Annotated in this window: 11 protein-coding genes; 3 read left to right on the top strand and 8 right to left on the bottom strand. The window is 59.7% G+C overall.

Annotated features, from left to right (window positions below):
• Window position 1: 1 nt before the first annotated feature.
• Window positions 2-1,978 carry a DNA primase gene (gene dnaG / locus AACX99_RS14635; protein ID WP_339412901.1) on the bottom strand — a complete coding sequence of 659 codons (1,977 nt, stop codon included), beginning with the start codon at window positions 1,976-1,978 and terminating at the stop codon, window positions 2-4.
• Between the two features lie 165 nt (window positions 1,979-2,143).
• A complete protein-coding gene (gene rpsU / locus AACX99_RS14630) occupies window positions 2,144-2,359 on the bottom strand; it encodes a 30S ribosomal protein S21 (RefSeq protein ID WP_003296736.1) in 216 nt (71 codons plus the stop codon).
• Window positions 2,360-2,564: 205 nt separating this feature from the next.
• Here rpsU and tsaD point away from each other — a divergent pair, with 205 nt between their 5' ends.
• Complete coding sequence (gene tsaD / locus AACX99_RS14625; RefSeq protein WP_339412899.1) at window positions 2,565-3,590, top strand: tRNA (adenosine(37)-N6)-threonylcarbamoyltransferase complex transferase subunit TsaD; 1,026 nt, start codon at window positions 2,565-2,567, stop codon at window positions 3,588-3,590.
• A gap of 34 nt (window positions 3,591-3,624) precedes the next feature.
• Here tsaD and plsY read toward each other — a convergent pair whose 3' ends face one another.
• Window positions 3,625-4,194 carry a glycerol-3-phosphate 1-O-acyltransferase PlsY gene (gene plsY, locus AACX99_RS14620; RefSeq protein WP_339412897.1) on the bottom strand — a complete coding sequence of 190 codons (570 nt, stop codon included), beginning with the start codon at window positions 4,192-4,194 and terminating at the stop codon, window positions 3,625-3,627.
• Window positions 4,195-4,268: 74 nt separating this feature from the next.
• On the opposite strand from plsY, the gene folB reads away from it, so the two are divergent.
• Both folB and folK read left to right on the top strand, forming a co-directional pair.
• Complete coding sequence (folB, locus tag AACX99_RS14615) at window positions 4,269-4,625, top strand: dihydroneopterin aldolase (protein ID WP_339412895.1); 357 nt, start codon at window positions 4,269-4,271, stop codon at window positions 4,623-4,625.
• Complete coding sequence (gene folK / locus AACX99_RS14610) at window positions 4,616-5,152, top strand: 2-amino-4-hydroxy-6-hydroxymethyldihydropteridine diphosphokinase (RefSeq protein WP_339412893.1); 537 nt, start codon at window positions 4,616-4,618, stop codon at window positions 5,150-5,152. Before folB ends, folK begins: the two co-directional genes overlap by 10 nt.
• Here folK and AACX99_RS14605 read toward each other — a convergent pair.
• The 5 genes from AACX99_RS14605 to AACX99_RS14585 all read right to left on the bottom strand — a co-directional run bounded on the left by AACX99_RS14605 (window position 5,149) and on the right by AACX99_RS14585 (window position 11,921).
• Window positions 5,149-6,387 (bottom strand): multifunctional CCA addition/repair protein, encoded by a 1,239-nt coding sequence (locus AACX99_RS14605; protein WP_339413078.1) that lies wholly within the window; start codon window positions 6,385-6,387, stop codon window positions 5,149-5,151. The genes folK and AACX99_RS14605 overlap by 4 nt on opposite strands.
• A 104-nt stretch (window positions 6,388-6,491) precedes the next feature.
• Window positions 6,492-7,004 carry a DUF4136 domain-containing protein gene (locus AACX99_RS14600; RefSeq protein WP_339412891.1) on the bottom strand — a complete coding sequence of 171 codons (513 nt, stop codon included), beginning with the start codon at window positions 7,002-7,004 and terminating at the stop codon, window positions 6,492-6,494.
• Window positions 7,005-7,066: 62 nt separating this feature from the next.
• Complete coding sequence (locus tag AACX99_RS14595; RefSeq protein WP_339412889.1) at window positions 7,067-8,635, bottom strand: SpoVR family protein; 1,569 nt, start codon at window positions 8,633-8,635, stop codon at window positions 7,067-7,069.
• Complete coding sequence (locus tag AACX99_RS14590) at window positions 8,632-9,903, bottom strand: YeaH/YhbH family protein (RefSeq protein ID WP_339412888.1); 1,272 nt, start codon at window positions 9,901-9,903, stop codon at window positions 8,632-8,634. The genes AACX99_RS14595 and AACX99_RS14590 overlap by 4 nt, the downstream gene beginning before the upstream one ends.
• A 95-nt stretch (window positions 9,904-9,998) precedes the next feature.
• Window positions 9,999-11,921 (bottom strand): PrkA family serine protein kinase, encoded by a 1,923-nt coding sequence (locus AACX99_RS14585; RefSeq protein WP_339412887.1) that lies wholly within the window; start codon window positions 11,919-11,921, stop codon window positions 9,999-10,001.
• Window positions 11,922-12,211 lie beyond the last annotated feature (290 nt).

The following is a 12,211-nucleotide window of genomic DNA, read 5'->3' as shown; positions in this document are numbered from 1 at the left end:
CCTAAGCGCCAGTTGGACTCGGGATTACCGGTGATGCATTACGACTCAGCAAGCTGCGCAGCTGATCTTTCTCTTCTGCGTTCAACTCACTTTGACGGGCTTTGCGCAGCAAATGTTCCAGGCTGCGCTCGCGTTGGCGGGCTACTAGACTAGTTATAGTGTCGAAAAACTGTTGTTCAAGGTTGTCGGCTGAAATCAGCCATTCCTTTTCGGCCAAGGCGCGCAATAGACGGCCCTGCTCGGTGCCATGCCAGCGGGCGATCAGTTGCAGTGAGCGCAGGTTGGGGCTCTTTTGCAGGGCGCCAAGCAAGGCGACCAGCAGCTGGGCGTAGGTGTCGTCTTCGGCGGCGAAATGGCTGACATCTTCGACCTTCTGCGCCAGTTGCGGGTGGTGCAGCAGGGTGCGCAGCGCGCTCAGGTGCGGCGATTCGACGCTGACTGCGGTGCGTGGTGCACGCGGGGCGAACTCGCCCTGGCCCTTTTTGTTCCACTTGCCGCCGTCTTTCTTCCAGTTGCCTTTGCCTTTATTGCGTTCAAATTCCGGCGCCGGGCTGGGGTTTTCATATTTGTTTCGGTTCGGTTCGACATCGTAATAAGCGCTGTCGGGAATTTCGGGGTAATCCGGATAATCGCTGGGCGGTGGGCTGCTATGGCTTGGCTGGCTGCTGCGCGTGGTTGGTGCCATCTGTTGCAGGGCTTCGCCGGATAGGCCGGTGATTTCGCTGAGGCGCTGGCGCATCAGGGCGCGTAGGTTGTTGCCGGGTATCTTGTCGATCAGCGGCGCGGCCAGAGTCATCAGGTGCGCCTTGCCTTCCAGGGAGCGCGGGTCGGCTTCTTCGCTGAGTTGCTGGAAGAAGTAGTCGGCCAGTGGCTGGGCGTGCTGGTTGATCCGTGCGCGGAAGGCGTCGGTGCCTTCGCTGCGCACCAGGGTGTCCGGGTCTTCACCGTCGGGCAGGAACAGAAAGCGCGCGCGGCGGCCATCCTGCAGGCTCGATAGCGTGGCTTCCAGGGCGCGCCAGGCGGCGTTACGCCCGGCGGCGTCGCCATCGAAGCAGAACAGTACGCTGGGCACGACGCGAAACAGGCGTTTTAGGTGTTCTTCGCTGGTGGCGGTGCCGAGGGTGGCGACGGCGTTACGCAGGCCTTGCTGGGCCAGGGCGATGACGTCCATGTAGCCTTCGACCACCATGATCTCGTCGAGATCGCGGTTGTGCTTGCGGGCCTCGAACAGGCCGTAGAGCTCCTGGCCTTTGTGGAACACCGGGGTTTCTGGGGAGTTCAGGTACTTGGGCTTCTCGTCGCCCAGCACGCGGCCGCCGAAGGCGATCACCCGGCCACGGCTGTCGCGGATGGGGAACATGATGCGGTCGCGGAAGCGGTCGTAGCGTTTGCCGCTCTCGGCGTTTTCGATCAGTAGGCCTGCGTCAATCATGGCTTTTTGCTGCAGGCTGTCGCTGGCCAGGTGCTTGTGCAGGTTGTCCCAGCCGGGCGGGGCGAAGCCCATGCCAAAGTCGCGGGCGATCTCCCCGGACAGGCCGCGGCCCTTAAGGTAGTCGACGGCGGCTTTGCGTTGCGGGTGGCTTTTCAGTGCCTGCTTGTAAAACTCGGCGGCGGCAGTCAGTAGTGGGTAAAGCGGTGAGTCAGTGGGCTGGCGTGGCTTGTTGTTGCGTCCGCCTTCCTCGCGCGGCACTTCCATGCCGGCGCGCTTGGCCAGGTCCTCGATTGCCTGGGGGAAATCCAGTTGGTCGTGGTCCATGACAAAACCCAAGGCGTTGCCGCCGGCGCCGCAGCCAAAGCAGTAATAGAACTGTTTGTCCGGGCTGACGCTGAACGAGGGGGTTTTTTCTTGATGGAAGGGGCAGCAGGCGGTGTAGTTTTTGCCGGCCTTTTTCAGCTGGATGCGTGAGGCGACCACGTCGACGATGTCGGTGCGGTTGAGCAGATCATCGATAAAAGACTGTGGGATCAGGCCGGCCATAGGCACTCAGGATACTGTCATGCGTTGGGGCAGAACAGGTCGGGGCAAAAACTAAAAGACTCCGATCGTCACCCGAAGGTGGCGCGGAGTCTAAAAGCGAAACCCGGCCGAAGCCGGGTATCAGGCGCTGCTTGTAGCTAATCGTGCGGGCAGAAGCCGCGACGCTTAGTACAGGCGAACGCTGCGGCGCTGTTCGCGCTGCACTTTCTTGGCGTGACGCTTAACAGCGGCTGCTGCTTTACGCTTACGCTCGGAAGTCGGCTTTTCGTAGAATTCACGGCTGCGAACTTCAGCCAGAACACCGGCTTTTTCGCAGGAGCGCTTGAAACGACGCAGAGCTACGTCGAAGGGTTCGTTCTCTTTAACTTTGACGGCTGGCATCCAGGGCGTACCTTCTTTATTACCGGGGGGTAACGTTGCTCCTGGCAAATGGCGCTGGAGAACGTAGGTTTTTAAGGGTTGCGGATGTTACCGCCTCATCGCGAGGAATGCAAAGCCTCTGATCGAAAAGCGCTGGCCGGCTCGCGCCAGCGGCCATTATCATGCGCGCCTTCGAAGTTGCACACTCTACTACAAGGCACTGCCCATGCTGGTTCTGGGATTGGAAACCTCCTGCGACGAAACCGGTGTCGCGCTCTACGACAGCGAGCATGGCCTGCTGGCCGATGCGCTGTTTAGTCAGATTGATCTGCACCGCGTATATGGCGGCGTGGTGCCAGAGCTGGCCTCGCGTGATCACGTCAAGCGCATGCTGCCGTTGATCCGTCAGGTGTTGAGCGAGGCGGGTAAGGACAAATCCGCTATCGATGCCATCGCCTATACCGCGGGTCCTGGCCTGGTCGGCGCGCTGTTGGTGGGGGCGTCCTGTGCGCAGGCATTGGCCTTTGCCTGGGACATTCCGGCGCTCGGTGTGCACCATATGGAAGGCCACTTGCTGGCGCCCATGCTGGAAGAACAGCCACCGGCCTTTCCGTTCGTCGCTTTGTTGGTGTCGGGCGGGCATACCCAGCTGGTTCGCGTCGATGGTATCGGTCAGTACCAGCTGCTCGGTGAGTCTCTGGATGATGCCGCAGGCGAGGCGTTCGACAAAACCGCCAAGTTGATGGGGTTGCAATACCCGGGTGGACCGGAGATTGCCCGCTTGGCGTTGAGTGGTACGCCGGGGCGCTTCAAGTTCCCGCGGCCGATGACTGATCGTCCTGGGCTGGAGTTCAGCTTCAGCGGCCTGAAGACCTTCACCCTGAACACTTGGCAACAATGTCAGGCTGCCGGTGATAAATCCGAACAGACGCGATGCGACATCGCTCTGGCATTCCAGCAGGCGGTGGTCGATACGCTCACCATCAAATGCAAGCGCGCGCTCAAGCAAACTGGGTTGAATAACCTGGTCATCGCCGGTGGCGTTAGCGCCAACCAGGCGCTGCGCCAGTCGCTGGAAAAAATGCTCGGGGAACTGAAGGGCGAGGTGTTCTACGCCCGCCCGGCGTTCTGCACCGATAACGGCGCAATGATCGCTTATGCTGGCTGCCAGCGCTTACTGGCGGGGCAGCATGAAAATTTGAGCATCAAGGTGCAGGCGCGCTGGCCGATGGAGCAGCTGCCGGCGCTGTAGCAACTACTAGATGAGCCGGATTCATCTGGCCAATTTAGAAATGCCGCTCACTGCCGGCGAATAGATCGCGTAAATTGCCGCGATGGCGCCAGACGATCAGCCCGGTCAGTACGCAGACGGGAAGCAGGGCGTCGGGCTGTTGCCAGGCCAGCAGTGGCAAGGTTAGCGGTGTGGCAATCAACGCGGCCGTTGAGCTGGTGCGAGTCAGGATAAACGTCAGTAACCAGGCGGCGACAGCCAGTAATGCGGCTGGCGGGTACAGGCCCAGGAGCATGCCGGCGGCAGTGGCGACACCTTTGCCGCCACGGAAGTTGAAGTACAGCGGGTACAGGTGGCCAATAACGGCTGCCAGGCCGATCCAGGCTTGCTGCTGTAGCCTGAAGTCGAGCAGGCTGGCGATCAGTACCGGCAGCAGGCCTTTGAGTAGGTCGCCGATCAATGTGAGGATGGCCAGGCGTTTGCCGGCGACCCGGAACATGTTGGTGGCTCCGGGATTGCCCGAGCCGCTGGCGCGCGGATCCGGTCCGCCGTTTAGGCGGCTGAGCAGAATGGCGAAGGACAACGAGCCGAGCAGGTAGGCGAGGGTCGCCAACAGCCAAAACATGGTATCCATTCCGGGGCAAGGGAGCCCTGATTCTAACTAGGTGCGGCAGCCTTGTCGTGCCACGGAGAGCGTGCTTGGACACAGTTTTTATCGAGGGGCTGGAAGTTGATACGGTGATCGGTGCCTACGACTGGGAGCGCACCATTCGCCAGTGTTTGCGTCTGGACCTGTACCTGGGTTGGGATAACCGTCCGTCCGCCGCCGGCGATGAGCTGGACAAGGCGCTGGATTACGCCAAGGTCTCGCAGCGCATTCAGGCGTTTGCCAGCGACTCGCAATTTATCCTGGTGGAGACCTTTGCCGAGCGGTTGGTCGAATTGCTGATGGCTGAGTTTCAGATCCCCTGGGTGCGCCTCAAGCTGACCAAGCCTGGTGCGGTGCCGGCGGCCAGTGGTGGGGTTGGCGTGGAGATCGAGCGCGGATGCCGCTAACTCCCGTTTTACTCGGTCTGGGCAGCAACATCGACCGCGAGACGCACTTGTGCGCTGGCCTCGATGCGCTCGCCGGCCTGCTCGGTGAGATGCGCTGCTCGCCGGTATTCGAAAGCCAGGCCGTGGGCATTAAGAGTGGGCCATTTTTCAATCTGGTGGTGGCTGGCTATAGCGCGCTGCCACTGGGTGAGCTGGACCGCCGACTGAAGTTTATCGAGGCCGACAACGGTCGCTATGCGCCAGAGCGCAAGGGCCTGCCGCTGGATATCGACGTGTTGCTGTACGGCGATCTGGTCGGCAACTTCGACGGACTGATTCTGCCGCGTGCAGAAATCCTCAAGAACGCTTTTGTGCTTTGGCCGTTGTCTTTGCTGGTGCCGGACGCATTACATCCGGGTGAGCAGCGCCGCTTTGCTGAGCTCTGGCAGGCTGCGCAGATTGATCAGCAGCTATGGCCGGTAGCGTTTAGTTGGCGCGAGCAGCAGCTGACGCCAGCAGAGTTGATTCAGACGCATCCCGCTTCTTAGTCCGACTGCGCTGCCGCGCTTGCTTTGTATGCCGTGAGGGCTTGTAGCCGTTCACGGTTCAACGCCTCACCTAGTTCTGCACCCTTGAAACCCTGCGTAAGCAGGGGCTGCACAGGCACAGCACGGGCGGCGTGCATGGCGGCGCGTAGGTAGTCGGCCTGCGGGTAGGCGCGTTGCTCCAGGCCGAGGCGGCCACGGGCGTCCATTTCACAGGCGGCGATAAATTCTTCGAAGCGCTGCGGACGGCGGAATACATCGAAGCCTTGCAGCAGTTTGAGCAGGGTTGAGGCTTTCAGCTCCAAGGCACGATGGCCGTGGGTGTGGAATTCGCCGACCTGCAGGGCTAGCTCCTGGCAATCTTTGGGCACCTTGCAGCGCTGGTTGATTGCGCGGATCAGCTTCAGCCCGGTGTGCTCGTGGGCAATATGCCGAGGCCATTCGGCCTCCGGCGTCAGGCCCTTACCAATATCATGCAGCAGACAAGCCCAGCGCACGGTTAGCGGTTGCTGGTGCTCGGCGCATTGACGCAGCACGCTGAGTACATGCTCACCGGTGTCGATTTCCGGGTGATGAGCGGCGGGTTGCGGTACGCCGAACAGCGCGTCGACCTCCGGCAGCAGCTCGCGCAGGGCGCCACAGTCGCGCAGTACCTGGATAAACACATCAGGGCGCGGCTCCATCAGCGCGCGGGATATTTCCTTCCAGCTGCGTTCCGGCATTAGCGCGCTTAGTTCGCCAGACTCACTCAGCTCACGCATCAGCGCCATGGTTTCTGGTGCGACGCTGAAGCCCAGCGGCGCGTAACGGGCGGCAAAGCGGGCGACGCGCAGCACGCGCAGCGGGTCTTCGGCGAAGGCTGGAGATACATGGCGCAGCAGCTTGGCTTGGAGGTCGCGCTGGCCACCGTAGGGATCGATTAGCGTGCCATGATCGTCCTCGGCAATGGCGTTGACGGTCAGGTCACGGCGGATCAGGTCATCTTCCAGGGTCACGTCCGGGCTGGCGAAGAAGGTAAAGCCGCCGTAGCCGCGTCCGCTTTTGCGTTCGGTGCGGGCTAAGGCGTATTCCTCTCCGGTCTGCGGGTGCAGAAACACCGGAAAGTCGGCGCCCACCGGGCGGTAGCCCTGTTCGAGCATCTGCTCGGCGCTGGCGCCAACTACCACCCAATCGATCTCGCTGACCTCGCGGCCCAATAGGTGATCGCGTACTGCGCCGCCGACTTTGTAAATCTGCATCATGGTTCCTCCACTAAGTGCGGAGGATAGCGGCTGGTCGTTGGCGAGGGGTAGCTCGGATGCAGTTCTAAAGAGTTTTCAACATGAACCGGAGTGCATCCAGACTATGGAGTGGCCATGGGAATTTGCTGTAAAAGCGCCTGAGTCGCCCGTTCGAGCAGTTCGGCGCTGTCCTTGGCCGGGCTCAGTCCAGTGCGAATCAAACCTTCCCAGAGGATTTGCTGTTCCGGGGTGGTCAAGCGGATACGCAGGGTGCCGGTTTCATCGCGCAAACGGTGAATCGCCTGATAAGGCCCCAGTGGCGTTGGCGGAGCGGTGTCGACGTTGAAGTCCAGGGGGCTGTCCTGCACCGCCAGCCAGTAATACACCTGAATCTGTGCCTGTGGGCTCGCCTGGTAACCACGGGTGCTCAAGCCTTCGCGTAGTAATTGTTCGAGCTGTGCATAGCGCTCGGCAAATGGCACGTCACCTTCTACGGCCTGTTCAGCGGCGATCAGGCTGAAGCTGTGTTTGCCGGTCAGTTCGGCACTGGCGGGGGTCAGTATCTGGGCGCGGGGCAGCTGGCTGCTGCAGGTAGCCAGTGCCAGGCACAGCAGTAATACGATAAACAGGCGCATCGGCAGATTTCCGGTTGGTCTGCTGCGCATGCTGGTGCCATGGCATCATGGGGCGCAACCGATCAAATGGGCGGGGTCATCAGGTCGAGGCGCGGGTAGTCGCTGTCATGTTCGGTTTCATGCTTGGGTGGCACATGTTGAGTGCCGATCAGCTGTTCGCCCTGGTACATCTCTAAGTGGATATTGAAACCCCACAGGCGGTGCAGGTGTTTCAGCACTTCTTCGGTGGAGTTGCCCAGCGGTTTACGATCATGCTGCTGGTGGCGCAGGGTCAGCGAGCGGTCGCCGCGGCGGTCGATACTCCAGATTTGCACGTTGGGCTCGCGATTGCCCAGGTTGTATTGTGCGGCCAGGGTTTCACGAATCTGCTGGTAGCCGGGCTCGTCGTGGATCGCCGGAACGTACAGTTCGTCTTTCTGGTCGTCATCGAGAATGCTGAATAGTTTGAGGTCGCGGATCACCTTGGGCGACAGGTACTGCAGGATAAAGCTCTCGTCCTTGAAGCTGTTCATGGCGAATTTCAGGGTGCTCAGCCAGTCACTGCCGGCGATCTCCGGGAACCAGCGGCGATCTTCCTCGGTCGGCTCTTCGCAGATACGGCGGATGTCGCGGTACATGGCAAAGCCCAAGGTATAGGGGTTAATGCCGCTGTAGTAGGGGCTGTCGAACGGCGGCTGGTAAACCACACTGGTGTGCGACTGCAGGAACTCCATCATAAAACCTTCGGTCACCAGGCCTTCGTCATACAGGTCATTCATCAGGGTGTAGTGCCAGAAGGTGGCCCAGCCTTCGTTCATCACCTGGGTCTGGCGCTGCGGGTAGAAGTACTGGGCGATCTTGCGCACGATGCGAATGATCTCGCGCTGCCAGGGTTCCAGCAGCGGGGCGTGCTTCTCAAGGAAATACAGAATGTTTTCCTGCGGCTCGGCGGGGAAGCGCTTGTTGTCCTTGTCGCCGCCTTTGCTGGCGTTTTTCGGGATGGTGCGCCAGAGGTCGTTGATCTGCTTTTGCAGGTGCTCTTCGCGGTCCTTCATGCGCCGCCGTTCTTCCTCGGCGGAAATCGGGTAGGGGCGTTTGTAGCGATCGACGCCGTAGTTCATCAGGGCGTGGCAGGAATCTAGCAGGTCTTCCACGGCATCGATGCCGTGGCGCTCCTCGCACTGCATGATGTATTGCTTGGCGAACACCAGGTAATCGATGATCGAGCTGGCATCGGTCCAGGTGCGGAACAGGTAGTTACCCTTGAAGAAACTGTTGTGGCCGTAGCAGGCGTGGGCAATAACCAGGGCCTGCATGCAGATGGTGTTTTCTTCCATCAGGTAAGCGATGCACGGATCGGAATTGATCACGATCTCGTAGGCTAGACCCATCTGCCCGCGCTTATAGCCCTTCTCTGTGCTGAGAAAGTGTTTGCCGTATGACCAGTGGTGGTAGCCCAGCGGCATGCCGACCGAGGCGTAGGCGTCCATCATCTGCTCGGCGGTGATGACCTCGATCTGATTGGGATAGGTGTCCAGCGCATAGCGTTCGGCGATGCGGCTGATCTCGCGGTCGTACTGGCGGATCAGCTCAAAGGTCCATTCCGAACCGGTGGAGATTGGTTGGCGGCGCTTGTCTTTGCTCGTGCTCATGTGGCTAGCCTCCGCTGGAACAGGTCGCGGAATACCGGGTAGATGTCGCCGGCCGAGACCAGCTGCTGTTGGGCAAAGGTATCGGCGAATGCCTCACTCACTTGCTCGTATTCGAACCACAGCGCCTGGTGCTCGCGTGGGGTGATCTCGACGTAGGTGAAGTACTGAACGAACGGCATGATCTGATTGATCAACAGATCCCGGCATACGGGGGAGTCGTCATTCCAGTTGTCGCCATCTGACGCCTGGGCGGCGTAGATATTCCATTCGTTGATCGGGTAGCGCTCAGTCATGACCTCGTGCATCAACTTGAGTGCACTGGAGACGATGGTGCCGCCCGTTTCCCGCGAATAGAAAAACTCCTCTTCGTCGACTTCTTTGGCGCTGGTGTGGTGGCGGATAAACACCACGTCGATCTTGTCGTAGTTCCGCTTGAGGAACAGGTACAAGAGAATAAAGAAACGCTTGGCGATGTCCTTGGTCGACTGAGTCATCGACCCGGACACGTCCATCAGGCAGAACATCACTGCCTTGGAGCTGGGGTTGGGCTGTTTGACCAGCAGGTTGTACTTGAGATCAAAGGTGTCGAGAAAGGGCACGCGCCTGATCCGCGCGCGTAGCTTGCTGACTTCCTCTTCCAGCGTCTGGATATCGCCGAGGTTGTCCGGCTGTTCCAGCTTTAGGCGCTCCAGCTCAGCCTGAACGGTTTTGAGTTTGTTGCGGCTGCTGCCCGAGAGGGCGATGCGCCGGGCGTGGGCAGAGCGCAGGGTGCGGACGATATTGATGCGTGACGGATTGCCTTCATTGCTGATACCGGCGCGCACGCTCTTGAAGGTGTCGCTACCGGTCAGGTGGCGTTTGATCAGGTTGGGTAGCTCAAGATCCTCGAACATGAAATCGAGGAATTCTTCCTGGGTGATCTGGAAGACGAACTCATCCATGCCTTCCCCAGAGTTACTCGCCTTGCCTGCGCCTTGCCCGCTTCCACCGCCTTGCGGGCGGGCAATCTTCTCACCCGCGGTGAACTCACGGTTGCCGGGGTGTACGGTGGTCTGGCGACCACCACGGCCGTGGTGCAGTACCGGCTCGTCGATATCGCGGCCAGGGATGCTGATCTGCTCACCGTGCTCCATGTCGGTGATGGAGCGGCGGCTGACCGCCTCTTCCACGGCCTTTTTGATGTGGTCGCGGTAACGCCGCAGGAAGCGCTGGCGGTTTACCGTGCTCTTGTTCTTGCCGTTCAGGCGTCGGTCGATCACATGGCTCATAACTGCCCTCCGTGCACTCAGACATCAGGCGCAAAAGCTGGCAAAGCGCTGTCCCGCGCTCTGCGCTGCCTTGCGGCCTGTTGCGTCAGGCCGCTTTATTGCGACTTACGAACCCGTAGATACCATTCGGACAGCAGGCGCACCTGCTTGTCGGTGTAACCGCGTTCGACCATGCGAGTGACGAAATCGTTGTGTTTCTGTTGATCCTCCTTGCTCGCTTTGGCGTTGAAGCTGATGACCGGCAGCAGGTCTTCGGTGTTGGAGAACATCTTTTTCTCGATCACCACACGCAATTTCTCGTAGCTGAGCCAGGTCGGGTTTTTGCCATTGTTATTGGCACGGGCGCGCAGCACGAAATTGACGATCTCGTTGCGGAAATCCTTCGGATTGCTGATGCCTGCCGGTTTTTCGATCTTCTCCAGCTCCTCGTTGAGGGCCACGCGGTTGAGTATTTCGCCGGTTTCCGGGTCGCGGTATTCCTGATCCTGAATCCAGAAGTCGGCGTAGAGCACGTAGCGGTCGAAGATGTTCTGCCCGTACTCGCTGTAAGACTCCAGGTAGGCGGTCTGGATTTCCTTGCCAATAAACTCGATATAGCGCGGCGCCAAGTATTCCTTGATAAAGCGCAGGTAGCGCTCGCGTACCTCGGCGGGGAATTGCTCCTGTTCGATCTGCTGTTCCAGCACATAGAGAAGGTGGACCGGGTTGGCGGCGACTTCGTGTGGGTCGAAGTTGAATACCTTGGAGAGAATCTTGAAGGCGAAGCGAGTCGACAGACCGTTCATGCCTTCATCCACGCCGGCAGTGTCGCGATATTCCTGAATTGACTTGGCCTTAGGGTCGGTGTCCTTGAGGTTTTCGCCGTCGTAGACGCGCATCTTCGAGTAGACGTTGGAATTTTCCGGTTCTTTCAGGCGGCTGAGGGTGGAGAACTGCGCAAGCATCTTCAGGGTGTCCGGCGCGCAGTGGGCCTTGGCCAGGGAGCTGTTGAACAGCAGTTTGTCGTAGATCTTGATCTCGTCAGTCACGCGCAGGCAGTACGGCACCTTGACGATATAGATGCGATCGATGAAGGCCTCGTTGTTCTTGTTGTTGCGGAAACTGTGCCATTCCGACTCGTTGGAGTGCGCCAGCAGAATGCCGCTGTAGGGAATCGCGCCGAGTCCTTCGGTGCTGTTGTAATTGCCCTCTTGGGTGGCCGTGAGCAGTGGGTGTAGCACCTTGATCGGTGCCTTGAACATTTCGACGAACTCCATCAGGCCTTGGTTGGCCCGGCACAAAGCACCGGAGTAGCTGTAGGCATCGGCGTCGTTCTGTGGGTATTCCTCAAGCTTGCGGATATCCACCTTGCCGACCAGTGCGGAGATGTCCTGGTTGTTCTCGTCGCCCGGCTCGGTCTTGGCCACGGCGATCTGGTTGAGGATCGAAGGATAGAGCTTTACCACGCGGAACTGGCTGATGTCGCCACCGAACTCCTGCAAGCGCTTGGTCGCCCAGGGCGACATGATGCTGTTGAGGTAACGCCGTGGAATACCGTAATCCTCCTCAAGGATGGCGCCGTCCTCGGCATCGCTGAACAGCCCCAGTGGTGACTCGAATACGGGCGAGCCCTTAATGGCGTAGAACGGCACTTTCTCGATCAGGTGCTTGAGTTTTTCCGCCAGGGACGATTTACCGCCGCCTACCGGGCCGAGCAGGTAAAGGATCTGCTTCTTCTCTTCCAGGCCCTGAGCGGCATGACGGAAGTAGGAGACGATCTGGTCGATGCACTCTTCCATGCCGTGGAAGTCGGCAAAGGCCGGATAACGGCGGATCACCTTATTGGAGAAGATCCGCGACAGCCGTGGGTCGGTTGAGGTGTCGAGCAGTTCAGGCTCGCCAATCGCTAGTAACAGGCGCTCGGCTGCCGAGGCGTAGGCGCTGCGATCCTGTTTGCACAATTCGAGGTACTCCTGCAGGGAAAACTCCTCCTGGCGAGTCGCTTCGAAACGTTGTTGGAAGTGGCTGAAAATGCTCATGACTTCTCCTCGCTCTGCGCAGAGCCGGTGCGGGATCGGTCAGGTGCTTGGTAGCTCCGGTGCGGATGCAGCCGGGATAACCCCCCAGAACACCTAATAATCTTAGAACTTGTCCAACGTCTGCTGCGCGTCGCGAGACCTTGAACTGGTTCTTACCGATGGCCCGATGCCGTTTGGCCGGCTCTACCTTGTTTTGGATGGCCTGAGCTAAAGGATAGTTCGGAATCAGCGGGGTCAAGGGGCGCGGAACGATAACTGGATATTACCGTTGGTCGGGATGGGCCGGCAGG

The sequence above is a fragment of the Pseudomonas sp. EA_35y_Pfl2_R5 genome (genome assembly GCF_963970805.1).
Taxonomy (GTDB): Bacteria; Pseudomonadota; Gammaproteobacteria; order Pseudomonadales; family Pseudomonadaceae; genus Aquipseudomonas.
The sequence above is the reverse complement of the archived record's forward strand: the minus strand, read 5'-3'. Positions and strand labels throughout refer to the sequence as shown.

Coding starts and splice junctions, on each gene's coding strand:
- folK (WP_339412893.1), top strand. CDS start 4,616: ATGCCGCTAACTCCCGTTTTACTCGGTCTGGGCAGCAACATCGACCGC.
- dnaG (WP_339412901.1), bottom strand. CDS start 1,978: ATGGCCGGCCTGATCCCACAGTCTTTTATCGATGATCTGCTCAACCGC.
- AACX99_RS14600 (WP_339412891.1), bottom strand. CDS start 7,004: ATGCGCCTGTTTATCGTATTACTGCTGTGCCTGGCACTGGCTACCTGC.
- AACX99_RS14595 (WP_339412889.1), bottom strand. CDS start 8,635: ATGAGCACGAGCAAAGACAAGCGCCGCCAACCAATCTCCACCGGTTCG.
- AACX99_RS14585 (WP_339412887.1), bottom strand. CDS start 11,921: ATGAGCATTTTCAGCCACTTCCAACAACGTTTCGAAGCGACTCGCCAG.
- AACX99_RS14590 (WP_339412888.1), bottom strand. CDS start 9,903: ATGAGCCATGTGATCGACCGACGCCTGAACGGCAAGAACAAGAGCACG.
- plsY (WP_339412897.1), bottom strand. CDS start 4,194: ATGTTTTGGCTGTTGGCGACCCTCGCCTACCTGCTCGGCTCGTTGTCC.
- rpsU (WP_003296736.1), bottom strand. CDS start 2,359: ATGCCAGCCGTCAAAGTTAAAGAGAACGAACCCTTCGACGTAGCTCTG.
- AACX99_RS14605 (WP_339413078.1), bottom strand. CDS start 6,387: ATGCAGATTTACAAAGTCGGCGGCGCAGTACGCGATCACCTATTGGGC.
- tsaD (WP_339412899.1), top strand. CDS start 2,565: ATGCTGGTTCTGGGATTGGAAACCTCCTGCGACGAAACCGGTGTCGCG.